The following is a 23,506-nucleotide window of genomic DNA, read 5'->3' as shown; positions in this document are numbered from 1 at the left end:
CGGATGCGCGTGCGATCCGGGTCCGGCCCAGTCGGCCTCAGGTGTTCATCGAGTCGAAGAAGTCATTGTTGCTCTTCGTCTGGCGCAGCTTGTCCATGAGGAACTCGATCGCGTCGGTGACGCCCATCGGGTTGAGGATGCGGCGCAGGACATAGGTCTTCTTGAGCGCATCCGGCGGCACCAGGAGCTCTTCCTTGCGGGTACCCGAGCGGGTGATGTCGATGGCCGGGAAGATGCGCTTGTCGGAGACCTTGCGGTCGAGAATGATCTCGGAGTTACCGGTGCCCTTGAACTCCTCGAAGATCACCTCGTCCATGCGCGAGCCGGTGTCGATGAGCGCGGTGGCGATGATCGAGAGCGAGCCGCCCTCCTCGATGTTGCGGGCGGCACCGAAGAAGCGCTTCGGGCGCTGCAGGGCGTTGGCGTCGACGCCGCCGGTGAGCACCTTGCCGGAGGACGGCACCACGGTGTTGTAGGCGCGGCCGAGGCGGGTGATCGAATCCAGCAGGATGACCACGTCGCGGCCGTGCTCGACGAGGCGCTTGGCCTTCTCGATCACCATCTCGGCGACCTGCACGTGGCGGGTGGCCGGCTCGTCGAAGGTCGAGGCGATGACCTCGCCCTTCACCGAGCGAATCATGTCGGTCACTTCCTCGGGGCGCTCGTCGATGAGCAGCACGATGAGGTAGCATTCCGGGTGGTTGATGGTGATCGACTGCGCGATGTTCTGCATCAGCACGGTCTTGCCGGTGCGCGGCGGCGCCACGATCAGGGCGCGCTGGCCCTTGCCGATCGGGGCGACGATGTCGATGATCCGCGGCGAGAAGTCCTTCTTCGGCGGATTGTCCAGTTCGAGCTTGAAGCGCTGCGTCGGGAACAGCGGCGTCAGGTTGTCGAAGTGGACCTTGTGCTTGATCTTCTCCGGGTTCTCGAAGTTGATCGTGTTGACCTTCAGCAGCGCGAAGTAGCGCTCACCGTCCTTGGGCCCGCGGATCGGTCCCTCGACGGTGTCGCCGGTGCGCAGGCCGAAGCGCCGGATCTGGGTCGGCGAGATGTAGATGTCGTCGGGACCCGGCAGGTAGTTCGAGTCGGACGAGCGCAGGAAGCCGAAGCCGTCCTGCAGCACCTCGACGGTGCCGGCGCCGATGATCTCGACCTCCTTGGCAGCGAGCTGCTTCAGGATCGCGAACATCAGCTCCTGCTTGCGCATGGTCGAGGCGTTCTCGACCTCGACCTCTTCGGCGAAGGCGATCAGGTCGGTCGGCGTCTTGGACTTGAGGTCCTGGAGCTTGACCTCGCGCATGCCGTCGAGATCGGCGGCGACGATGCCGCCCTCGGCCGGGCTTTCCACGGGGAGGGTCTCGTACGGTGACGTCATGGGGGATTCAGAACCGGCGGGAAGGGCGAGGCGGGGCAGAGGGTCGGAAATGGCAGTCGGGGAGTTTGGTCGCCGGGCGCCGTTTCGGCGCCGATCAGTCGGTCCGTCCTGGGGAAAGACGGCTCCGCGCATCGTCTTGGCGGAGCCAGGGGCTCACGGATGCAACGCGGCGTAACGAGGAGAGGCCTCACCGGTAGCGCGTTTCTCGGGTTTTCGCAAGGTCCGTCCGCCGGGGCGCCTGCAACGGCCCCTCAGCGGCGGCGCAGGCGCACGTAGAGGGCCCCGGCGCCACCGTGATGGCGGGCCGCCTCCTCGAATCCGAGAACCACGGTGCGCAGCTCCGGCGCGCGCAGCCAATGGGGCACGCTGCGGCGGAGCACGCCCCGCTCGGAGAAGGCATCGTCGTAGGTCGGGCCCCCCTTGCCGGTGACCACGAGGACGTGGGTGTGGCCCGTCGCGCGGGCCCGCATCAGGAAGCCGATCAGCGCCCCGTGCGCCTCCGCCTGGTACATTCCGTGGAGGTCGATGCGGGCATCGACCTGGAGGGCGCCGCGGCGCAGGGCGAGGCGGATGCGGCGCTCGAGGCCCGGCGCGGTCGGCGCAGCCGGTGCCAGGACAGGCGCCGGTGGCGCCGGCGGCGGGTTCGGCTTCAGTGCGGCGCGCTTGGCCAGCGTCCGGGGCATCGGCTTCGGGGGCGCGGGCTTCGGGGGCGCGGGCTTCGGGGGCGCGGGCTTCGTCGAGACGGGTTTGCTCGGAACGACTCTCGGCGGCGCGCCCTGGGGTAGCGCGCCCTTGGGTAGCGCGTTCTTGGCCGAGGCGGGCGTCGTCGCCGGAGCGGGCGTGGCGTCGGAGGGCTTGCCCGCCGCGCCGCGCCCCGTGATGCGGCCGCGCAGGGGCGTGATCAGCCGGGCGATCTCGCCCCACAGATAGGCGTCCTCTCCCGAGAGGCCGCGCGGGCGACGGGGCGTCTTCATGGCGCCGATGCCCCGGATTTCGGGAGCAGGACCACGAAGCCGACGGCGTCGCGCAGGTTGCCGGCGGCGATGCCGGCCTCCGCACCGGTGCCGAGATAGAGGTCGCCGCGGGCCGGGCCGACGATGGCCGAGCCGGTATCGGCGGCGACGACGAGGCGCCCCGGCTCGGCAGCACCGGCGATCCGGCCCTCGAGCCAGAACGGCAGGCCGTAGCGCCAGAGGGTGGCGTCCACCGCGAGGTTGCGGCCGGGGCTCAGGGGCACGCCGGCCCCGCCGGGCGGCCCAAGGCTCGGGTCGTCGATCTCGGCCAGGCGGAAGAAGATGTAGGAGGCGTTCGCGCGCATCAGCCGGGCGGCGTGGTGGGGGTTCGCCCGCAGCCAGCTGGTCCAGCGGGCCAGGGTGAGACCGTCGAGGGGCAGGTGCCCCTCCGCCACGATGAGCTTGCCGATGGAGGTGTAGGGCCGGCCGTTGCGGCCGTCGTAGAGGACCCGGACCGCGCGCCCGTCGGTCAGGCGGACCCGGCCGGAGCCCTGGACCTGGAGCACGAACAGGTCGACGGCGTCGCGCAGGTAGAGGAGCGGGCGGGCCCGGGTGCCCAGGGCTCCGTCCTCGATCGCGGCCCGGTCGGGATAGGCCTCGAAGCCGTCACCGGTCCGGCGCGCGGCACGCAGGGCGGGGTCGAGGCCGGGCCGCGTCTCGCCGGGCTCCAGGCTGACGAGGTCGTCGGGCCGGGCCAGCACCGCGGCGGTGAATTGCGGGCTCGGGCTGGCGGCGCCGACGAGTTCCGGCTCGAAGTAGCCGGTGAGGAAGCCCGTGCGCGTCTCGGGCTTGCCCCCGGCCGGGGGCCTGACGATCCGATAGGGCGTGAAGGCCTCGGCGAAGAAGCGGGCCGCCTCGGCGTCCGGCACGGACTCGGCTCTCGTACAGGCGGCCCGGAGCGCCTCGGGCGCGCCCGCGACCGTGGCGGGCTGGGGCGTGGCCGGCGGCGTCCGGCAGGTCCGGCGGAAGGCCGCGAGGGTCGCGGCGGCGTCGGGTCCGGGGAAACCCGGCAGCGATGCGGGATCGACGGGCTCCAGCACGGCCCCGCCCACGCGAAACGGCTCGGCCGCGGGGGCGGCCGAGCCGGGGGAGGGAAGAGCGAGGGCGGCGAGGAGACTCGCCGCGGGACGGGAGAACCGGTTCACGCGACCTTGGACAGCGTCGGGTTCAGACGCCGGCTTCCGTGGCGACGAGCTGCCAGTTCGGGTCGCGGGTGCCGAGGGTCCGGGCAAAGGTCCAGACGTCCGGCACCTCGACCACCGCCTCGGCGCTGCCGTCGGTCACCTGGCCCTGCGCGTTGCGGGTGGCGGTGATGAGGTGGGAGAGGAAGTGCACGGTGATCTGCGCGACGCGGTTCTTCACGTCGACGGCCACGATCTCGGCCTTGTCGAGGGAGACGAAGGTGGTCTCCACGGTCTCGCGCCGCGCCTCGCGGGCGTCGATCTCGCGCTCGAAGCCCTCGCAGACCTCGCGGGAGAGCAGGCCGCGCAGGGTCTTGCGGTCGCCCTTGGCGAAGGCGATCACGATGGCCTCGTAGGCGCTGCGGGCGCCCTCCACGAAGGCGCGCGGATCGAAGGCGGGCTCGACCTGGACGACGGCTTCGAGGCCCTGGGCGATGGCCGAGCCGGGCTCGGCGATGCCGCGCCAGTCGCGCACGTCGGTCTTCACCGCGGTCTGGCCTCGATCGGCCTGGGGCTGGACCCGATCGGCGCCGGGCAGGCGCACGACGTTGTCGCCGTCCCCGCGGCCGGCCGGCGGCTCGGTACGGCTGCGGTCCACCGGCTTGAACGGCGAGCGCTCCGTGCCGGTCTTCTGCCCGAGCACCGAGCGCAGGCGCCAGATGACGAAGACCGCCAGCGCGAGAAAGATCAGGGTCGTCAAGTCGAAGGAGTCCTGCATCACTGATCCGATCGTGGCCGTGGCACGAATACGTTACTTCACGGGGCTCTGGAAACCCGGCCCGGGTCCTCGGCTGACATGCGTGGCCGAGACACGCCCGGCCGGATAGGTCCGGCCCAGGAAAATCTGGCCAAAGGAAATCTGGCCAAGGAAGTTCTGGCCAGGACAGATCTGGCCAAGAAAGATCCGGCCAGGACAGATCTGGCCAGGACAGTTCTGGCCATGTCGCGCATTCCCCGGGTCCCGCGCAAGGCGCAGGCCGGGTTCGGCGCGCGGAGGCTCGCGCGGGGTCGAACCTCCGGGGTCGTGCGGAGATATGGATATCGCGGGCCATGAATCCAGGCGAGGGCGCGCGCCTGCGCCGCCTTGACCCGGCGGCGGCCCCGACCGGTCCTGCGGACCGGGCCCCGGGCTCGCCTTGTCCCATGCGGGCGAGCGTGATAGCGCGCTATCGCGCGGACCGGGCGGTGGCGGCATGTCGGTGTGCATGTCGGTGTGCAGGCCGGGGCGCCTGGTTCCGGGCGACCGGGATCGGCGCCCGTCACGGGTTCGCCCCCGGGACCTGAGCGCACCAGACCCGGGCCCCGCCGCGCCCCGACGATCCAGGAAGAGGACAGAACGCCATGGCCGACACTCCGGCACCGAACGGCAACGGTGGCGCCACGGCGCAGACCGACGACGCCACGCCGACGATCAACTCGCTCGCGCAGTACACCAAGGATCTCTCCTTCGAGAATCCGAATGCGCCGCGCTCCCTGCAGCCGCAGGAGAGCGGACCGCAGATCAACATCCAGGTGAACGTCAACGCCAAGCAGGTGGCCGAGTTCGACTTCGAGGTCGACCTGACCCTGGAAGGCGATGCCAAGATCGCCAACGAGGTGCTGTTCGCCTTCGAGCTGACCTATTCGGGCATCTTCCGCATGCGCAACATCCCGCAGGACCAGCTCCACCCGGCGGTGATGATCGAGTGCCCGCGCCTGCTCTTCCCCTTCGCGCGCCAGATCGTCGCCGAGGCCGTGCGCAACGGTGGCTTCCCGCCCCTCTACATCGACCCGATCGACTTCGTCGGCCTCTACCGCCAGAAGGCCATGGAAGCCCAGGCCCAGGGCGAGACCGGCCCGCTCAACTCCTGAGCTGAGGGCGCGCCTCGCCGGCCCCGTCCGCCCGGGGCGGGGTCCGGGGTCCTGAGGAGCGAAGGCCGGACTCGAGAAGGCCGGACCTGAGGATCGAAGGCCGGACTTGCGGATCGAAGGCCGGATTTGGCCGTTACTCGCAGCCAGTCCGGCCGCGGCCTCCCGTGCCGCCGGTCGCCGGATCGCCTCAGCCCCGGGATCGCATGCTCGCCACACACCACCTCGCCCTGATCAACGTCTTCACGGGCGACATCCAGGGCGGGCTCGGCCCCTTCCTCGGCACCTGGCTCGCCGAGTCGGCCTCCTGGAGCCCCTCGCGGGTGGGCTTCGTCACCACCCTGGTGGGCATCGGCTCCCTCCTCCTCAGCGGTCCCTTCGGCGCCCTGGTCGACCGCCTCGGCCGGCCCCGGATGCTGATCGCCGTCGCCTGCGGGGCGATCCTGTGCGGCACCCTGCTGCTGCTGCCGGCCCGGGGCCTGATCCCGGTCTTCGCCGCGCAGATGATGGCGGCGGCCGGCGGCACGTTGCTGCTTCCGGCGGTCACCGCGCTCACCCTCGGCATCGTCGGCAAGGACCGCTTCCCCCGGCAGCAGGGCCGCAACCAGGCCTTCAACCATCTCGGCATCCTGCTGGCGGCCGGCGGCATCAGCCTCGGCACCGGCTGGTTCGGCCCGGCCATCGCCTTCTGGGTGCTCGGTGGCATGGCGGTCCTGGCCATCCTCGCCACCGTCACCACGCCGGGCCACTGCTACAACGAGCGCCGGGCCGTGGGCTGGCAGGAGGATGGCGACGACAAGCCAGAGCGCGCCGGCCTGCGCAGCATCGTGGCCAACCGCAAGCTCCTGGTCCTCGCCGTGGCGCTGGCGCTGTTCAACCTCGGCAACGGCGGCATGCTCTCCCTGCTCGGCCAGAAGCTCGTCGCCACCGCTGCCGACGCCACGAGCTGGACCGCCCGCTACGTCATGGTGGCGCAGCTGGTGATGATCCCGGTCGCCCTGTTCGCCGGCTCCCTGGCCGACCGGCGCGGGCGGCGCCAGCTCCTCATCGCGGCCTGCGCGGTGCTGCCGGTGCGGGCCGCGCTCTCGGCCTTCATCGACGATCCCCTCTGGCTGATCTCCGCCGAGATCCTCGACGGCGTCGCCTCCGGGATCATCGGCGTCGCGGTGCCGGTGGTGGTCGCCGACCTGACCTGGGGCTCCGGCCGCACCCAGACGGCGCTGGGCTCCCTCAACGCCATCCAGGGCATCGGCGGCGCCCTGTCGGCCTGGTACGGCGGCCTCGCCCAGGCGATGCTCGGCTGGACCGGGGCCTTCCTGGCCCTCGGCGCCCCGGCCCTCGTCGCCCTCGCCCTCGTGCTGTGGCTCGACACCACCAGCGAGGGCCGCGGCAGGCGCCAAGGCAACGGCCGGAAGAGCGACGGCCGGAAGGGCAACGGGCAGAGGGGCGACGGCCAGAAGGGCGACGGGTCGTCGACGGACCCTGATGCCGAGAGCGGGCGCGGGCCCGACCGCGGCACCGACCCGCTCCGCCGCGCCCCGCAGCCGGAGACAGCCTGAGGGCGGATTGCCGCCCGGGGGAACAGGCCGCCCCCGCCCCGGTTTGGCGAGGACGCCTCAGCCACCGGAGCTCCCGACGATGCATGATCGACCCGACGGACGGACCCTGCGGGTCACCGAGCCGCGCGCCGTCCCCTGGCTCAGCATCGTGTTCGGCTACGGCCCGATGCTGCCCTTCGCCGCCGGTGCGCTGGTCGCCTGGGGCTGGCGCGGCACGCCCCTCGGGCAGGTCGCCGCCGCGCTGACGATCCTCTGGGGCTGCGCCATCCTGCTGTTCCTGTCGGGCGTGCGCCGCGGCGTCAGCTTCCGCACCGAGGGCGGGGCGACCGTCGCCCAGATCGCCACCATGATCGGCCTCTTCAGCCTCGGCTTCGCCGCCCTGGTGCTGGCGACCCTGGACCGGGCCGTGCCCGCCCTGGTCCTGCTCCTCCTCGGCTTCACCGCGATCGCGATCCTCGATCCGATCGCGGCCCGGCGCGGAGAGGCACCGCTGTTCTTCGCCCGCCTGCGCCCGGTGCAGATCCCCATCGCGATCCTGAGCCTCGCGGCGCTGCTCGCCCTGGCTCTCTGAGGCCCGACGCGCCGAGGCCCGACACGCTTGCCGCCCCCGGCCACCCGCGATAGAGCCCCCGGGACCCCGAACAGCCCCGACGGACGCGAAGATCACCATGGCCAAGGCCGATTCGAATAAGGCCGACACCCTGAAGCCGCGCCTGCCGCGCGGTTTCGTCGACCGGCGCGCGGATGAGATCGCCGCCCAGCACCGCATGCTCGAGACGATCCGGCAGAGCTTCGAGCTCTACGGTTTCGAGGCGCTGGAGACGCCCTTCGTCGAGTACACCGAGGCGCTGGGCAAGTTCCTGCCCGACCTCGACCGGCCGAACGAGGGCGTGTTCTCGTTCCAGGACGACGACGAATCCTGGCTCTCGCTGCGCTACGACCTGACCGCGCCCCTGGCCCGGCACGTGGCCGAGCACTTCGACGCGATCCCGAAGCCCTATCGCAGCTTCCGTGCGGGCTACGTCTTCCGCAACGAGAAGCCGGGCCCGGGCCGCTTCCGCCAGTTCATGCAGTTCGACGCCGACATCGTCGGGGCCGGCTCGGTGGCGGCGGATGCCGAGATCTGCCTGCTGATGGCCGACACCCTGGAGAAGCTCGGGCTGACCGGGCAGTACGTGGTGAAGGTCAACAACCGGAAGGTGCTCGACGGCCTGATGGAGTCGATCGGGCTGAGCGGTCCCGACAAGGCCGGCCAGCGCCTGACCGTGCTGCGGGCGATCGACAAGCTCGACCGCCTCGGCGATGCCGGCGTGCGCGAGCTGCTGGGCGCCGGCCGCAAGGACGAGAGCGGCGACTACACCAAGGGCGCCGGGCTGGAGGATGCCGCGATCGGGCGCGTCTTGGCTTTCACCGGCTGGACCGGAACCGGATCGGCGCCGGCCGACAACGCCACCACCCTGGCGAATTTCGAGGCGTCGCTCGCGGGCAGCGCCATCGGCCTGGAGGGCGTGCGCGAACTCGCCGACATGGCGGCCCTGTTCGCCGCGGCCGGCTACGACGACCGCATCCGCATCGACCCCTCCGTGGTGCGCGGGCTCGAATACTATACCGGCCCGGTCTACGAGGCGGAGCTGACCTTCCCGGTCACCAACGAGGACGGACAGGTGGTGCGCTTCGGCTCGGTCTCGGGCGGCGGGCGCTACGACGGCCTCGTCGGGCGCTTCCGGGCCGAGCCGGTGCCCGCCACCGGCTTCTCCATCGGCGTCTCGCGCCTGTTCTCGGCGCTGCAGCTGGTGAAGAGCCCGCTGCTGGAAGGCATCACCAAGCCCGGTCCCGTGGTGGTCCTGGTGCTCGACCGGGACAACGTCGCCGACTACCAGCGGCTCGTCGCGAGCCTGCGCGCGGCCGGCATCCGGGCCGAGCTCTATCTCGGCGGCTCCGGCATGAAGGCGCAGATGAAGTATGCCGACCGACGCGGATCGCCCTGCGCCATCATCCAGGGCTCGAACGAGCGCGAGGCCGGCGAGGTCCAGATCAAGGACCTGATCGAGGGGGCCAAGGCGGCGGCCGCCATCACCAGCAATGCCGAATGGAAGGCCGCGCGCCCGGCCCAGTTCTCGGTGCCGGTGGCCGAGATGGTCGAGCGGGTCCGCGAGGTCCTGGGACGCCACTTCTGACAGTCGAGACCCGAAGGACGGCCGTGGAGCGAACTCCACGGCCGTGCGGATCGTCAGGCGACCGAGATGTCGACCTGGATGTTGCCGCGGGTGGCGTGGGAGTAGGGGCACACCACGTCGGCGCGCTTCACCAGATCCTCGGCCACCGCCCGGTCGAGGCCCGGCAGGGTCGCCTTGAGGGCGACGACGAGGCCGAAGCCGGTGCCGTCATCCCGCGGGCCGATGCCGACGCTCGACTCGATCTTGGACTCCTCCGAGACCGTGATCTTGTCCTTGCCGGCGACGAACTTGATCGCGCCGAGGAAGCAGGCGGCGTAGCCGGCCGCGAAGAGCTGCTCCGGGTTGGTGCCGGCGCCACCGCCGCCGCCGAGTTCCTTCGGGGTGGAGAGCTTCACGTCCACCTTGGCGTCGTCGGTCGCGGCGGACCCTTCGCGGCCACCGGTGGCATGGGCATGAGCGGTGTAGAGGGCCTTCATGTCGGTCTCTCCTGCTGAACGAACGAGGGGATCGGGCGCGTCGGTCCGGCCTGAGTCAGCCCATATCGATTGCGCACAACCTAGTTATTTCCTCGCATAGAACTTGATTGTGCGCAATATGAAATTTGAATAAGATCGGACCCGCGGCCCGATTTCGGCCCGCGGCACATCGTGAAGGACAGTCAATATGTCGGGACGGCAGACCCGCACGCTTCGGGAGCCGGTGGCAGAGCCGGAAACCCCGGACGCCCTGAGCCTGGACAGCCAGCTCTGCTTTGCCGTCTATGCCACGGCCCATGCGTTCGGACGCGCCTATCGCGCGCTCCTGGCCGCGCATGACCTGACCTACCCGCAATACCTCGTCCTGCTGGTCCTGTGGGAGGAGGAGGGGATGACCGTCAAGGAGATCGGCCAGCGCCTGTTCCTGGATTCCGGCACCCTGACGCCCCTGCTCAAGCGCCTCGAGGCGGCCGGCCACGTGAAGCGGGCCCGGGACCGGGCCGACGAGCGGCAGGTGAGCATCTTCCTGACCGACAAGAGCCGGGCCCTGCGGGGCCGGATGGAATGCGTGCCGGACGAGGTGGGTGGCCTGACCGGCCTCGATCTCGACGGGCGGCGGGCGCTCCTCGACATCCTGATGAACCTGCGCGGCGCGCTGCATGCGGGCCTCGGCGAGGGCCAGGCCGGTCTCGGCGCGGAGACCGAGGGAACGAGCGGCTCCGAGACCGCGCGACGCGGATCCTGACAGGCGCCGGACATGAAAAAAGCCGCTCCCGCCAGGGCGGAAACGGCTTCCTGATCGCGTGACGGGGCGAAGGATCTCGGCCGGCCCCGTGGGGCAGGCCGGACCGATCCCGCAACCCGGGCCTCGGACCCTGAGGATCAGGACGCGATGAAGATCAGCACTTGGTGACGATCAGGACTTGGTCTTGAGGTAGGCGATGACGTCGTCGACCTTCTTGGGGTCCTTGATGCCGGGGAAGACCATCTTGGTGCCCGGAATCTTCTTCTTCGGGTCGGTCAGCCACTCGTGGAGGTTGGCCTCGTCCCAGGTGATGCCGGAGCTCTTCATGGCCGCCGAGAAGGCGTAGCCGTCGGCACCTTCACCGGCCTTCGCGCCCACGACGCCCTTCAGGGTCGGGCCGACGCCGTTCTTCTCGAAGTTGTGGCAGGCCTTGCAGGGGGCGAAGGCCTTCTCGCCGGCAGCGGCATCGCCCTCGGCATGAGCCGACAGAGGCAGCAGCAGGGCCAGGGCGGCGCCGAACATGACATGACGCATCGTGTTTTTCCTCCTTGAAGCGGCTTCAGCCGCTTGGGCTTATGGCAGAGCTTACCCGTTTAGAACAGATCGAGACAGGAACGTGCAAGGTCGGACGCGATGAGCTGCGGCCAAAGGAAGCTTCCCCGGCGGCGTTCGGTTCCGCCGCGGCGGTCGGCGCCAAGACTCGGCGCCGAGAGTGAGTCGACGCCAAGACTCGGCGTCAAGAACCGGATGCGCTGCGCCGGCGTTTGTTTTAGGGTCCGTCACAAAGCACCCTCCGTCTTCCGTCTCTCACCGCCGCTTCCTCATAGGCGGTCCCGGCTGAGCGGATGATGAAGAGGGCGCGCCCCCGGAGGACATGCCCATGTCGATCGCCTTTCCCGTGCCCGATGCCGCCATCGTCGCCCGCCGCGAGGCGATCATCGCGGGCCTCGCCCCCCTGGTCGCGCCGGAGGCCCTGGTCACCACCGAGGACGAGCGCCGCGCCTTCGAGACCGACGGTCTCACCGCCTACCGCAAGATGCCCCTGGCCGTGGTGCTGCCCTCGACGACCGCCGAGGTCTCGGCCGTGATGGCGTTCTGCCACGCCAACGGCGTCCGGGTGGTGCCGCGGGGCGCCGGCACCTCGCTGGCGGGGGGCGCCATCGCGCAGGAGGATGCGGTGATCCTCGGCATCTCGAAGATGAACCGCATCCTCGACATCGATTTCGAGAACCGCACCGCGCGGGTCGAGGCCGGCATCACCAACCTCGCCATCTCGGGGGCCGTCAGCCACGAGGGCTTCTTCTACGCCCCCGACCCTTCGAGCCAGCTCGCCTGCACCATCGCGGGCAACATCGCGATGAATTCCGGCGGGGCGCACTGCCTCAAGTACGGGGTGACCACCAACAACCTCCTGGGCGTCACCCTGGTGATGAACGACGGCACCGTGGTGACAATCGGGGGCGAGCATCTCGACGCGCCGGGCTACGACCTCCTCGGCCTGGTCTGCGGCTCGGAGGGGCAGCTTGGCATCGTCACCGAGGCCACCGTGCGCATCCTGCGGGCGGCGGAGGGCGCGCGCCCGGCCCTGGTCGGGTTCGGCTCCGTGGAGGATGCCGGCGCCTGCACGGCGGCGATCATCGGGGCCGGCATCATCCCGGTGGCGATCGAGTACATGGACCGCGAGGCGATCCTGATCACCGAGGATTTCGCCCAGGCCGGCTACCCGCGCGACGCCGAGGCCATGCTGATCATCGAGGTCGAGGGGTCGGACGCCGAGTGCACGGCGATGCTCGCCCGCATCGAGGCCATCGCCAGCGACTTCAACCCGACCAGCATCCGGGTCTCGAAATCCGAGGCCGAGAGCGCCGCGATCTGGAAGGGCCGCAAGTCCGCCTTCGGCGCCACCGGCCGGATCTCGGACTACATCTGCATGGACGGCACCATCCCCACCGGGCAGCTCCCCGGAGTGCTGGAGCGCATCGGGGCGATCTGCGCCGAGAAGGGTCTGCGCGTCGCCAACGTGTTCCATGCCGGCGACGGCAACCTGCACCCGCTGATCCTATTCGACATCAACAAGCCGGGCGAGATGGAGAAGGCGGAGGCGGCCGGCGACGAGATCCTCAAGCTCTGCGTCGAGGTCGGCGGCTGCCTCACGGGCGAGCACGGCGTCGGCATCGAGAAGCGCGAGCTGATGCGCTTCCAGTACGCCCAGGCGGATCTCGAGCAGCAGATGCGGGTGCGCAACGTCTTCGACCCGCACTGGCTCATGAACCCCGCCAAGGTGTTCCCCCTGGAGGGGCGCCTGGTCGCCTGACGCTCGGGCGTCCGGGTTTCAGCTCTGCGCGCCGAAGGCCTCGCACCGGAACGCGCCGTAATCGGTACGGGCCAGGCGCTCGGCCAGGGCCGGCAGGAACAGCATCGCCTCCTCGCCGAGGCGCCAGGGCGGGTTGATGACCACGAGGCCGGTGCCGTTGAGCCGGGTCGGGTCGGGCTCGGAGACCATCAGGTCGAGGCGCAGGGCCGGGCGGGCGAGGTCCCGGTCGAGTTGGGCCACCATATGGTCGACCTTGGCGACGTCCTTGATCGGGTACCAGCCGAGATAGATGCCGGTCGGCCACTTGCGCGCCGCCTTGGCGAGGGCCGCCCCCAGCCGGTCGATCTCGCCGAGCTCCTCGTAGGGCGGGTCGATCAGGACGAGGCCGCGGCGCTCCGGGGGCGGGATCATCGCGTTGAGCGCCGTCCAGCCGTCGAGATGCATCACCTTCGACAGGGAATCCTGGTTGAAGCGCGCCCGCAGGGTCTCGGCATCGGCCGGGTGCAACTCCACGAAGACGCCCTGGTCGGTGGGGCGCAGGAACTCGCGGATGAGCGCGGGCGAGCCCGGATAGGTGTCGGCCCCGTGCCGGGCCTGGACCGCCGCCACCGCCTCGCGATAGGGGGCGAGCAAGATTTCCACGGCCTCGGGAAACGGCGTCGCGAGACGGCCCCAGCCCTCGTGCCACTCGCCCGTACGCCCGGCCTCGTCGGCGGTGAGGTCGTAGAAGCCGAGGCCCGCATGGGTGTCGATCGCCCGGAACCCCGTGGGCTTCAGGCAGAGATGGGCCAGCACGCGGCTGAGCACAAGGTGCTTCAGGACGTCGGCGAAGTTGCCGGCGTGGAAGGCGTGGCGGTAATTCATGAGGTCCGGGCCTGTCTCAGCGCACGCCCCGGCGGTCCCGCCCGGGGTCGAAGCGCGGCATCATCTACCGCGCGGCGTCGATGGCAACCGCGCCGGCGCGGCAATTCTGGCGGGCCACTTCGGGGCAGGGGGTGAAGCCGCGCAGGTCCTTGGCAAAGCAGATCCGGACCTCCTGAAGCTGGCCGCCCCGGCAGGTCACCGACATCATGTCGGGGCGCAGGCCCCGGTTGGCCGCCACGAACTGCCGGGCGATGTCGATCGGCGCCATCCGGGTGTCGCGCTCGGGGGCCTTGAAGGCGTCCGGGATGGTCACCGCCGCCCGGGCGTCGCGGGCCGCCTGGAAATACGAGACCGGATCGAGGCCCGAGCAGGTGCCGTGGCTGCGCCACTCGTGCCGCGCCAGGCCCTCGCTCGGATAGACCTGGCCCGCCACCTCGATCGCCTGCCGGGTCGGCGAACGCTCGACCGAGGCGCAGTTCGAGGGATAGCCGCGGGTGTATTGCGGCCAGAGTCCGTGCACCACGAAGCCGAGGCCGCGGCCCGGACGGCACTGCCCTTCCGCCTCGCGCCGGGCACCCGGCCCCTCGCAATAGGTCGGCGACCAGGACAGGGCCAGGACGTAGAAGTCGAACGTGCCCGGGGTGCCGCCGCGCTCGAAGCCCTGCGCCATCGCCGGCGGAGCCGCGGCCCCCTGGGCCAGCGCCAGCGTCAAGGCGGCCGAGGCGAGGCGCCCTGCGTTCCGGCGCCGGGCGCTCGGGCTCACGGACGGGCTTCGCGGCAGGCCGAGGAATAGGCGTAGGCGAGGTTGCGATCGAGGCCGTGGACGCAGAACTCGATGCCCCAGTCGGCCCCGATGATGCCGAGCCCGTCGCGCACCGAGTAATCCACCTTGCGGCGGATGCCGTCGGAGGTGGTGGCCACGGCGCTGCAGAAGCGGCGCGGGACGTAGTCGAGGCCCCAGGGGCGCCACGCCGTGCGCTCGATGTGCTCGTAGCGCAGGATGGTGAGGGAGGAGTTCCAGAACTTCGCCTCCTTCTCGGCGAAGTGCGACGAGAGCCGCTCCAGCACCTCGGGAGCCTGGCAGCCGGGGATGTCGGCGTCGTAGTTGAACTCGCGCTCCTCGGCCGGGGTGATCTCCTCGCGGCCGGAGCGGGCGAGGGCCGGCTGGAGGGCGCCCGCCAGCACGAGGCCGAGGGCGAAGGCGGTGGAGAGGGGATTCGGGCGCATGCCGGCGTCTTTGTTCCGCTGGAGTCCGTGACACGTCCCGGAACGATGGCGGCTCGGCCCGCCCTGTCAAGCATGAGGCCGGGGGCGGCGTCGCTTTCCGCGGCCCCTGGGGTGCGCCGGGCACACCCCGAAGGCGGGACCGGGGCGGCCTTCAGTAGATCGGTTCGGCGAGGCTGGGCGCGGCGAGCGAGAGCGGCTCGGCGGCGAAATCCTCCGGGGGGAGGGCGGTCGCGACCCGGGGCGCCGGGGCGCGCGGCACCGGACCCCGCGGGGCGGCGGCGTAGGCCACTGCCGGCGCGGACGGGCGGACGGGGGCCGATCCATGGCTGAGCTGCGTGGCCGGGGCCCGGGCGGGCTGGCGCGCCGACATCGGGGTGACGCCGTAGGGATCGTCCTCCTCGACATCGATCGGGGCCTGCGGCGGGGCGGGCAGGCGCTCGGGCGGACGGGGACGGGCCGTGGCGCGCGGGACGCCGTCGGCGCCGAGCTGCGGCGTGAACTTGATCAGCGGCTGGCAGATGCGGCGCAGGCCGCGGGGGTCGTGGCGGGCGAGGTCGACGTGGATGTGGTCGTAGTGGAACACGTTCGAGCCCGGCGCCAGCACGGTGGAGAACCGGGCGCAGGCCCCGAGGAAAACCTCGCGCAGGAAGCCCTGCTCGGCCTCGGTGCCGCGCCAGCCGCCCTTCACGGTGATGACGTAGCCGTCCGCGAGCTTGAACGACATGATGTCGAGGGCATTGCCGAAGGAATGCTCGGAGAGCTTGGCGCCGGCCTGGTTGTTGCGGCCGCGGCAGGCATAGGTGCCGGCGTTGATCTCGGCCACGGGCTGGCCGAAATACAGGTTCGCGGCGGGCTGGATCGTGTCGGCGAGCCAGGCCTCGGCCTCGGTCAGGGCCGGGCAGGCCAGGGTCACCCGCTGCTTCAGGGCGACGGTGCCCCGGCCGAGGCGCGTGACGCGGTAGGGCTGCAGCATGCCGCAGACGCCCGGCCCGCTGATCTCCTTGACGGGGGTGACGAACTCCGTCGTCTCGACCAGACGCTTGGCGTTGCAGGCCTGCTCGGTCTGGTCACGCCACGCCTCGCGCTGCTCAAACTTGTTGAGTGCACAGCCGGTGAGGCCCGCGCCGAACAGCGTCAGGGCCGAGAACGCGAATACGCTACGCCACATGATGCGGACGATGCGCCGGGTTCCGTAAACGTTGCGTCAACGATGCGGCGGCGCGCGGCATCCCTGTGGACGGGTGTTGACAGACGGCGGCCGAGGCCGGACCAAGCCCCCATGCTGTCCCTCGTCGATCTTCGCACCCGCATCGCTGCCGGCACCCTCGACCCCCCCGGCGCCATCCGCCTCGCCGAGGTCGCCATCGCGGCCCGCGACCCCGGCATCGGGGCGATCGTCAGCCAAAATCCCGCCCCGGCAATCGCCGGCTCCGGTCCGCTGGCGGGCATCGCCGTGGGGGTCAAGGACATCATCGACACCGCCGACCTGCCGACGCAGATGGGCTCGCCGATCTACGCCGGCTGGCAGCCCAAGGCGGATGCCGCCATCGTGGCGCGGCTTCGGGCCCTGGGCGCCGTGCCCCTGGTCAAGACCAGCACCTCCCCCTTCGCCAGCCACGACCCCACCGCGACGGTGAACCCGCGCGACCCCGGCCACACGCCCGGCGGCTCCTCGGCCGGCTCGGCCGCGGCGGTCGCCGCCGGGATGGTGCCCCTGGCGCTGGGCACCCAGACCGGCGGCTCGGTGATCCGCCCGGCGGCCTTCTGCGGCGTGGCGGCGATCAAGCCCTCGTTCCGGCTCCTGCCGACGGTCGGCGTGAAGACCTTCTCCTGGGCCCTCGACACCGTCGGCCTGTTCGGCGCCGGCATCCGCGACATCGCCCAGGGCCTGAGCCTGATCGCCGACCGACCCGCCCTGGATCTCGACGCGGCCCCCGGGGCCCCGCGTCTCGGCCTCTGCCTCCAGGACTTCGCGGAGGCCCCCGACCCGGACGCCCTGGCCGCCCTGCACCGGGCCGCCCGCGCGGCCGAGGCTGCCGGCGCCCGGCTGGTCGACCTCGTCCTGCCGGATCCGCTGCCGGAGGCCTGGTCGCAGCACGCGGTCATCCAGGACTACGAGGCCCGCCAGGCGCTGGCCTGGGAATACGCCCACCATCGGGCGCAGCTCAGTCCGGAACTCGGCGAGCAGCTCGACGCGGCCCAGGACTTGGTCGCCGCCCAGTACGACGCGGCGCGCCGCGCGGCGCACCGGGCCCGGCGGGCCTTGAAGGACCTGTTCGGGGCGTTCGACGCGATCCTGACCCTGTCGGCCCCGGGTCGGGCACCCGCCGGTCTCGGCACCACGGGCGACGCGCGCTTCAACCGGCTCTGGACCCTGATGGGCGTGCCCTGCGTCACCGTCCCGGTTCCCGGGGACGGCCTGCCCCTGGGCGTTCAGGTCGTCGCCCGCTTCGGCGACGACGGCCGAGCGCTCGCCGTGGCACGGATGATCGAACACGCCCTGGCGGCGTAAGCGCCCCGGACGCCTTGCGCCCACCAGACCGAACGACGACCGCCCCACGTTCCTGCCCGTCCCACAGACGATCGCCCCGATGCATTCCTGGAAACAGGCCGTGGCCCGGGCCTTCGACGGGGCCGAGGGCTATGACGGCGCAGCGACGATCCAGGCCCTGGTGGCGGAGCGCCTGGCCCGGCGCCTCGAAGCCGAGCCCCTGCCGCCGGAGCCGCGCATCCTCGAGATCGGCTGCGGCACCGGCCTGCTGACCGCGCACCTGCGCCGGCGCCTGCCGAAGGGCGTTCTCGTCGCCTCGGACCTCGCCCCCGCCATGGTGCAGCGCTGCCGCACCCGTCTCGCCGGAACGGCGGGCCTGCGCTTCGTCGTCATGGATGCCGAGCGGCCGGCCTGCGCGCCGGGCTTCGACCTCATCGCGTCGAGCCTCGCCGCGCAGTGGTTCGAGGACCTGTCCGGAACGCTGGCGGGCCTCGCCGCGCTGCTGGCGCCCGGGGGCCTGCTGGCGGTGGCGACGCTGAGTGCGGGCACCTTCGCCGAGTGGCGGGCGGCGCACACGGCGCTGGGCCTGGAGGCGGCGACGCCCGTCTATCCGTCCCTCCGGGACCTCGCCGCGCTGGCCTGTCCCGGCTGCACCCTCGCGGTCTCCGCGGAGCCCGTGGTGGAGGCCCATGCCGATGGCCGGGCCTTCCTGGGTTCGCTGCGGGCCATCGGTGCCGGCACGCCCGGGGCGTCGCGGACGCTCTCGCCTGGGGCGATGCGGCGGGTGCTGCGCGCATTCGAGGAGGGGGGCGCGCAAGTCACCTACGAGGTCGCGACCCTGCTCATCCGGCGCGACCCACGGGGTTAGGGGTTTTCACGTGCAACAGCGGATCAGACCGCCGGCTTGGTATCGCCGCTCGTGCCGCCCCGTCGCAGCAGGAACACGCCCTGCGCGCCCATCAGGTTCCAGACCCACCAGGGCATCGCGAAGCGCATCGGCCGGCCGCTGGCATTGAGGGCGGTGGCCTTCTCGATCTCGGCATTCACCGTCCGGCACAGGCCGACGAAGTCGCGGATCGTGCAGTGATGGATGTTCTGCGTCTCGTACCATTCCTCGGGCATCAGGGCGGTGACCGGCATGCGGCCGCGCAGGGCCAGCTCGGAGCGCACCCGCCAGTGGCCGAAATTCGGGAACGAGATGATGACCTGCCGGCCGATGCGCAGCAGGTGCTCCAGCACGATGCGGGGGTTGCGCGTCGCCTGGATGGTCTGGGACAGGACGACCACGTCGAAGGCGTCGTCGGGATAGTTCGCCAGGTCGGTGTCGGCATCCCCCTGGATCACCGGCAGGCCCCGGGCGAGGCAGGCGTTCACGCCTTCCCGCGACAGCTCGATGCCGCGCCCGTCGACGCCGCGCCGGTCACGGAGCAGGGCGAGCAGGGCGCCGTCGCCGCAGCCGATGTCGAGGACCCGGGCGTTCGCCGGCACGAGGTCGAGCACCACGAGGTGGTCGACCCGGGTGCTGCCGGCCTCGCCGTGGGGCAGCGTCTCCGCCGCTTCCCAGGGCCGGTGGGCGGACATCCCCGATCCCGTCACAGGCCGCGGGCCCGGGCGGCGGCGTCGATGTAGCCGCGCGCGGCGGCGAACATCGCCGGCTCGTCGAGGAGGAAGGCGTCGTGACCCTTGTCGCTCTCGACCTCCACGAAGGCGACCGGGGCGGAGGCCGCGTTCAAGGCATGGACGATGGCGCGGGATTCGGAAGTCGGGAACAGCCAGTCGGAGGTGAAGGAGATCACGCAGAACCGGGTCCTGGTGCCCTTGAAGGCTTTGGCCAGCACGCCGCCCTGGTCGGCCGCGAGGTCGAAATAGTCCATCGCCCGGGTGAGGTAGAGATAGGCGTTGGCGTCGAAGCGCTCGACGAAGCTCAGGCCCTGGTGCCGCAGGTAGCTCTCGATCTGGAAGTCGGCATTGAACGAGAAGGTCGGTGCCGAGCCGCCCTGGAAGCGGCGGCCGAACTTGCGGTGCAGGGCCGGCTCCGACAGGTAGGTGATGTGCGCGCCCATGCGGGCGACGCCGAGGCCCTTGGCCGGCCGGGTGCCGGCCTCGAGGTAGCGCCCCTCCGCCCAGGCGGGATCGGCCATGATCGCCTGCCGGCCGACCTCGTGGAAGGCGATGTTCTGCGCCGAGTGGCGGGGCCCCGTGGCGATCGGCATCGCGGCGAAGACCCGCTCGGGGTAGCTCGCCGCCCATTGCAGCACCTGCATGCCGCCCATGGAGCCGCCGATGCAGAGGAACAGGTCGCGGATGCCGAGCCGGTCGAGCAGCATGGCCTGCGCCCGGACCATGTCGCGGATGGTCACCAGCGGGAAGTCGAGCCCGTAGGCCCGGCCCGTGGCCGGATCGATCGAGGCCGGGCCGGTGGAGCCCATGCACGAGCCGATGACGTTCGAGCAGACGACGAAGTAGCGGTCGGTGTCCACGGGCTTGCCCGGCCCCACCAGGGTCTCCCACCAGCCGCGCTTGCCCGTCACCGGATGGGTGTGGGCGAAGTGCTGGTCGCCCGTGAGCGCGTGGCAGATCAGGACGGCGTTGGAGCGGTCCGCGTTGAGGGTGCCCGCCGTCTGGTAGGCGATCTGGAAGGGCGCGAGCTGCACGCCGGCATCCATTGCCAGGGGCTCGTCCAGGCCGAACTGCGCCACGAGGCCCCGGGGCTCGCGGGCCTGGGACAGCTCGGCGCCCGGCGCGTCGGCGCGCGCCGATTCGTCTTCGGGCGTGCCTAGCTTGAGGGCGGTATCCAGCGACATGGTCATGAAACGGGTTGGAGGAGACGGCGCGTCGGTCCGGGCGGGACGGAAGGGACGGCTCGGCGTGCCATCCGCAGAGAAGACCATGCGTCGTGAGGCGTTCAGGTAGTGTGCGCTCCCTCACGCGTCAACGAAAGGGCGCCCGCGCCACGCTTGGCCCGCACCCGGGGCGCCCCTCGGTTTCAGAAGCACCCGGTCGATCCGGTTCCGGGCAAACGGCTCTGGCCCTTCGGCGCGCGCGATCGTAGACCGGGCGGCGGCGCCTGGGAGGCGAGACCCCGGCGCCGGCTCCCCCGATCGTCCCCACCGCACCCGCCCACCGCACCCGCGCGAGCCCCCGATGCGCTTCACGACCAGACCCGCGCCGCCCCTCGACAACCTCGGCGACCTGCGCGCCGAGATCGATCGGATCGACGCCGAGATGCATGCCCTGCTGATCCAGCGCGGGTCGATCATCGACCGGCTGATCGCGGTCAAGCGCACCTCGGCCAGCGGCTCGGCTTTCCGGCCCGGGCGCGAAGCCTCGATGATGCGGCGCGTCGCCGAGCGCCATCGCGGGCTCCTGCCCCTCGACACCGTGGAGGGGATCTGGCGCGTCATCATCGCCACCTTCACCTACGTGCAGGCGCCGTTCTCGGTCCATGCCGACATCTCGGGCGGGGATGCGCCGATGCGCGATTCCGCCCGCTTCCACTTCGGCTTCACGGTGCCCTACCGGCCCCACCCCACCTGTCTCGCGGTGATCGAGGCGGTGGCCGCCTCCCGCGGCGACCTCGGCATCTTCCGCCTCGATCCCGACGGCTCGGGCCCGTCGACCGAGGCCGCGCCCTGGTGGGAAGGGCTCGTCGGCGCGGGCCGGCCCAAGGTCATCGCGCGCCTGCCCTTCATCGAGCGGCCCACCCACCCGGCCGGCACCCCGGTCTTCGTGGTCTCGAACCCGCTGGACGATCCGGCCGCGGCCCAGCGCGACTGGGTCCTGCACGCCACCCGCGTCGCCGCCTGGGAGCCGGAGGCCATGCGCGCCCTGCAGGACCTCTACGGCGAGGTTGTCGCCCGCGCTCCGGGGCCGGGCGGCCATGGCCTGCTCCTCGCCGTCCCCGGCGGGGTCAGTGCCCGACAGCTGCACGAGGCCCTGACCCGGGCGGGCGCTGCGCCCGAGACCCTCGAGGAAATCGGCAGCCACGCGGCCCGCTTCCGGGTTTAAGGCGGGCAGGTCCAAAGGCGGGCAGGTCCGAGGCACCCGGGTCCGCGGCGCAAGGGTCCGCGGAACAGGGCCCGCTCGCAAAGCCGGGCCAGCTTTGTTAGACGGGCGCTTCGCCGATCCACCGGCGGCCGCCAGGTCCACCTCCATGTCCTCGTCCATATCCTCCACCCCCGTCGCTCCCGCACGCCCGGTGCCCCGTCCCGGCGTTCTCGCCATCGAGGCCTACGTGCCCGGCAAGAGCGGCGCGCCCGGCCATGCCAAGGTGCACAAGCTCTCCTCGAACGAGACCCCGCTCGGCCCGAGCCCGAAGGCGGTGGCGGCGATGCGGGCGGAAGCGGCCAAGCTCGAGCTCTACCCGGAGGGCACCTCGCGGGTGCTGCGCGAGGCGATCGCCACCCGCTACGGCCTCGACCCGGCGCGGATCGTCTGCGGCGCAGGCTCGGACGAGCTCCTGTCCTTCCTGGCCTACGCCTATCTCGGGGCCGGCGACGAGGGGATCTTCACCGAGCACGGCTTCCTGGTCTACCGGATCGCGATCCTGGCCGCGGGCGGCACCCCCGTGGTGGTGCCCGAGCGCGACCTGCGCGCCGATGTCGACGCGCTGCTGGCCGCCGTCACGCCGCGCACCAAGATCGTCTATCTCGCCAACCCCAACAACCCGACCGGCACCTACCTGCCCTTCGACGCGATCCGGCGCCTGCATGCGGGCCTGCCGCCCCACGTCCTCCTCGTCCTCGACGGCGCCTACGCGGAATACGTACGGGCGAACGACTACAGCGCCGGCCTCGACCTCGTGCTGGAGGCCAACAACGTCGTGATGACCCGGACCTTCTCGAAGATCCACGGGCTGGCCGCCCTCCGCATCGGCTGGATGGTCGGCCCCGCCGAGGTGGTCGACGCGGTCAACCGCATCCGGGGACCCTTCAACCTGTCGGGAGCCGGCATCGCCGCGGGCGCCGCCGCCATCGCGGACGACGTGCACGTGGCCGCGGCCGTCGCCCACAACGACACCTGGCTCGCCGCGATGACGCAGGACGTGCAGGCGCTCGGCCTCACCGTGACCCCGAGCGTCGCGAACTTCATCCTCGTCCACTTCCCCGATGCGCCGGGCCGGACGGCCGCCGAGGCCGACACGTTCCTCTCCGCCCGGGGCGTCATCACCCGGCGGGTCTCGTCCTACGGGCTGCCCCACGCCCTGCGCGTCACCATCGGCGGCGAGGAGGCGAACACCGCCTTCCTCGACGGCCTGACCGCCTTCGTGCGGGGCGAGAGCCGTGGCTGAGAGCGACGCGCCTCCCCTGGAGACCCTGGCCATCGTCGGCCTCGGGCTGATCGGTTCCTCGATCGCCCGGGGCGCCCGGCAGTTCGGCCTCGCCCGGCGCATCGTCGCCGTCGACCGCGATGCCGCGGTGCTGGAGCGCGTGCGCGCGCTCGGCCTCGCGGACATCGCCACCGACGACCTCGCTGCCGGCGTGGCGGAGGCCGACCTCGTCATCCTGTGCGTGCCGGTGGGCGCCGTCGGCGCGGTGGCGGAGATCATGGGGCCCGCCCTGAAGCCGGGCGCCATCGTGTCGGATGTCGGCTCGGTCAAGGCCTCGGTGGTGGCGGCCGTCACGCCGCACCTGCCCGCCAGCGTCCCGTTCGTGCCGGCCCACCCCGTGGCCGGCACCGAGTATTCCGGCCCGGATGCCGGTTTCTCGACCCTGTTCTCTGGGCGCTGGTGCATCCTCACCCCCGCCGCAGACACCGATCCGGCCGCGACCGCGCGGGTCCAGGCCTTCTGGGAGGGTTTGCGCGCCATCGTCGAGACGATGACGCCGGAGCATCACGACCTCGTCCTGGCCATCACCAGCCACGTGCCGCACCTCATCGCCTACAACATCGTCGGCACCGCCGCCGACCTCGAGGCGGTGACCCAGTCCGAGGTGATCAAGTTCTCCGCCGGCGGCTTCCGCGACTTCACCCGCATCGCCGCCTCCGACCCGACCATGTGGCGGGACGTGTTCCTGACCAACAAGGACGCGGTGCTGGAGATGCTGGGGCGCTTCAACGAGGACCTGGCGGCGCTGGCCCGAGCGATCCGCTGGGGCGACGGCGAGGCCCTGCACGACCTCTTCACCCGCACCCGCGCCATCCGCCGGGGCATCGTCGCCATGGGCCAGGAGACGGCCGAGGCCGATTTCGGCCGCGGCCGCCCGAGCGACCCCGCGGCCTGAGGCTCGTCC

23 protein-coding genes are annotated in these 23,506 nt (G+C 71.7%); 11 read left to right on the top strand and 12 right to left on the bottom strand.

The window, feature by feature from the left end:
* Positions 1 to 37 precede the first annotated feature (37 nt).
* The 4 genes from rho to CRT23_RS06030 form a co-directional block, all read right to left on the bottom strand.
* Complete coding sequence (rho, locus tag CRT23_RS06045; protein WP_055946483.1) at positions 38 to 1,378, bottom strand: transcription termination factor Rho; 1,341 nt, start codon at positions 1,376 to 1,378, stop codon at positions 38 to 40.
* Positions 1,379 to 1,629: 251 nt separating this feature from the next.
* Positions 1,630 to 2,352 (bottom strand): Smr/MutS family protein, encoded by a 723-nt coding sequence (locus tag CRT23_RS06040; RefSeq protein WP_103708984.1) that lies wholly within the window; start codon positions 2,350 to 2,352, stop codon positions 1,630 to 1,632.
* Positions 2,349 to 3,536, bottom strand: coding sequence for a murein transglycosylase A (locus CRT23_RS06035; RefSeq protein WP_103708983.1), 1,188 nt, complete (start codon positions 3,534 to 3,536; stop codon positions 2,349 to 2,351). The genes CRT23_RS06040 and CRT23_RS06035 overlap by 4 nt, the downstream gene beginning before the upstream one ends.
* Positions 3,537 to 3,558: 22 nt before the next feature.
* Positions 3,559 to 4,290 (bottom strand): Tim44/TimA family putative adaptor protein, encoded by a 732-nt coding sequence (locus CRT23_RS06030; RefSeq protein WP_103708982.1) that lies wholly within the window; start codon positions 4,288 to 4,290, stop codon positions 3,559 to 3,561.
* A 623-nt stretch (positions 4,291 to 4,913) separates the two neighbouring features.
* On the opposite strand from CRT23_RS06030, the gene secB reads away from it, so the two are divergent.
* The 4 genes from secB (at position 4,914) to hisS (ending at position 9,156) form a co-directional block, all read left to right on the top strand.
* On the top strand, positions 4,914 to 5,423 hold the full coding sequence (gene secB / locus CRT23_RS06025; protein WP_055946493.1) for a protein-export chaperone SecB: 510 nt from the start codon (positions 4,914 to 4,916) through the stop codon (positions 5,421 to 5,423).
* A gap of 203 nt (positions 5,424 to 5,626) precedes the next feature.
* Positions 5,627 to 6,979: an MFS transporter gene (locus CRT23_RS06020; RefSeq protein WP_103708981.1), complete on the top strand. Its 1,353-nt coding sequence runs from the start codon at positions 5,627 to 5,629 to the stop codon at positions 6,977 to 6,979.
* Positions 6,980 to 7,058: 79 nt separating this feature from the next.
* Positions 7,059 to 7,550, top strand: coding sequence for a DUF3429 domain-containing protein (locus CRT23_RS06015; protein WP_055946496.1), 492 nt, complete (start codon positions 7,059 to 7,061; stop codon positions 7,548 to 7,550).
* Between the two features lie 97 nt (positions 7,551 to 7,647).
* Positions 7,648 to 9,156, top strand: a complete 1,509-nt coding sequence (gene hisS / locus CRT23_RS06010; RefSeq protein ID WP_055946498.1) for a histidine--tRNA ligase — start codon at positions 7,648 to 7,650, stop codon at positions 9,154 to 9,156.
* Between the two features lie 53 nt (positions 9,157 to 9,209).
* Here hisS and CRT23_RS06005 read toward each other — a convergent pair whose 3' ends face one another.
* Entirely contained in the window at positions 9,210 to 9,632 is a 423-nt protein-coding gene (locus CRT23_RS06005; RefSeq protein ID WP_055946503.1) for an organic hydroperoxide resistance protein, read from the bottom strand.
* A gap of 187 nt (positions 9,633 to 9,819) precedes the next feature.
* Between CRT23_RS06005 and CRT23_RS06000 the strand changes: the two genes are divergently transcribed.
* Complete coding sequence (locus tag CRT23_RS06000; protein WP_103708980.1) at positions 9,820 to 10,377, top strand: MarR family transcriptional regulator; 558 nt, start codon at positions 9,820 to 9,822, stop codon at positions 10,375 to 10,377.
* A 171-nt stretch (positions 10,378 to 10,548) separates the two neighbouring features.
* Here the strand turns inward: CRT23_RS06000 and CRT23_RS05995 are convergent, their stop codons facing one another.
* Positions 10,549 to 10,911 carry a cytochrome c family protein gene (locus tag CRT23_RS05995; RefSeq protein WP_055946506.1) on the bottom strand — a complete coding sequence of 121 codons (363 nt, stop codon included), beginning with the start codon at positions 10,909 to 10,911 and terminating at the stop codon, positions 10,549 to 10,551.
* A gap of 346 nt (positions 10,912 to 11,257) precedes the next feature.
* Here CRT23_RS05995 and CRT23_RS05990 point away from each other — a divergent pair, with 346 nt between their 5' ends.
* Complete coding sequence (locus tag CRT23_RS05990; RefSeq protein WP_055946509.1) at positions 11,258 to 12,691, top strand: FAD-linked oxidase C-terminal domain-containing protein; 1,434 nt, start codon at positions 11,258 to 11,260, stop codon at positions 12,689 to 12,691.
* A gap of 18 nt (positions 12,692 to 12,709) precedes the next feature.
* Here CRT23_RS05990 and rlmJ read toward each other — a convergent pair whose 3' ends face one another.
* From rlmJ to CRT23_RS05970, 4 genes are all read right to left on the bottom strand, one after another.
* Positions 12,710 to 13,555, bottom strand: coding sequence for a 23S rRNA (adenine(2030)-N(6))-methyltransferase RlmJ (gene rlmJ, locus CRT23_RS05985; protein WP_103708979.1), 846 nt, complete (start codon positions 13,553 to 13,555; stop codon positions 12,710 to 12,712).
* A gap of 64 nt (positions 13,556 to 13,619) precedes the next feature.
* Positions 13,620 to 14,225 (bottom strand): ribonuclease T2, encoded by a 606-nt coding sequence (locus CRT23_RS05980; protein ID WP_103709073.1) that lies wholly within the window; start codon positions 14,223 to 14,225, stop codon positions 13,620 to 13,622.
* Positions 14,226 to 14,314: 89 nt separating this feature from the next.
* Entirely contained in the window at positions 14,315 to 14,782 is a 468-nt protein-coding gene (locus CRT23_RS05975; RefSeq protein ID WP_055946514.1) for a hypothetical protein, read from the bottom strand.
* A 151-nt stretch (positions 14,783 to 14,933) separates the two neighbouring features.
* On the bottom strand, positions 14,934 to 15,950 hold the full coding sequence (locus tag CRT23_RS05970) for an extensin family protein (RefSeq protein ID WP_103708978.1): 1,017 nt from the start codon (positions 15,948 to 15,950) through the stop codon (positions 14,934 to 14,936).
* 111 nt (positions 15,951 to 16,061) lie between these two features.
* Between CRT23_RS05970 and CRT23_RS05965 the strand changes: the two genes are divergently transcribed.
* Positions 16,062 to 17,294 (top strand): amidase, encoded by a 1,233-nt coding sequence (locus CRT23_RS05965; RefSeq protein ID WP_103708977.1) that lies wholly within the window; start codon positions 16,062 to 16,064, stop codon positions 17,292 to 17,294.
* A 79-nt stretch (positions 17,295 to 17,373) separates the two neighbouring features.
* Complete coding sequence (locus tag CRT23_RS05960) at positions 17,374 to 18,141, top strand: methyltransferase domain-containing protein (protein WP_103708976.1); 768 nt, start codon at positions 17,374 to 17,376, stop codon at positions 18,139 to 18,141.
* Positions 18,142 to 18,164: 23 nt separating this feature from the next.
* Here the strand turns inward: CRT23_RS05960 and metW are convergent, their stop codons facing one another.
* Both metW and CRT23_RS05950 read right to left on the bottom strand, forming a co-directional pair.
* Complete coding sequence (metW, locus tag CRT23_RS05955; protein WP_055946525.1) at positions 18,165 to 18,854, bottom strand: methionine biosynthesis protein MetW; 690 nt, start codon at positions 18,852 to 18,854, stop codon at positions 18,165 to 18,167.
* An 11-nt stretch (positions 18,855 to 18,865) separates the two neighbouring features.
* Positions 18,866 to 20,083: a homoserine O-acetyltransferase gene (locus CRT23_RS05950; RefSeq protein ID WP_103708975.1), complete on the bottom strand. Its 1,218-nt coding sequence runs from the start codon at positions 20,081 to 20,083 to the stop codon at positions 18,866 to 18,868.
* 334 nt (positions 20,084 to 20,417) lie between these two features.
* Here CRT23_RS05950 and CRT23_RS05945 point away from each other — a divergent pair, with 334 nt between their 5' ends.
* From CRT23_RS05945 to CRT23_RS05935, 3 genes are all read left to right on the top strand, one after another.
* Entirely contained in the window at positions 20,418 to 21,281 is an 864-nt protein-coding gene (locus CRT23_RS05945) for a chorismate mutase (RefSeq protein ID WP_103708974.1), read from the top strand.
* A 145-nt stretch (positions 21,282 to 21,426) separates the two neighbouring features.
* A complete protein-coding gene (locus tag CRT23_RS05940) occupies positions 21,427 to 22,563 on the top strand; it encodes a histidinol-phosphate transaminase (RefSeq protein ID WP_181017266.1) in 1,137 nt (378 codons plus the stop codon).
* The gene (locus CRT23_RS05935; RefSeq protein ID WP_181017265.1) at positions 22,556 to 23,497 is read left to right on the top strand and encodes a prephenate/arogenate dehydrogenase family protein; all 942 of its coding nucleotides are present in this window, start codon (positions 22,556 to 22,558) and stop codon (positions 23,495 to 23,497) included. The genes CRT23_RS05940 and CRT23_RS05935 overlap by 8 nt, the downstream gene beginning before the upstream one ends.
* Positions 23,498 to 23,506: the final 9 nt, after the last annotated feature.

This window comes from Methylobacterium sp. V23, from assembly GCF_002917135.1.
Taxonomy (GTDB): domain Bacteria; phylum Pseudomonadota; class Alphaproteobacteria; order Rhizobiales; family Beijerinckiaceae; genus Methylobacterium.
This window is presented reverse-complemented; position numbering and strand designations above follow the sequence as displayed.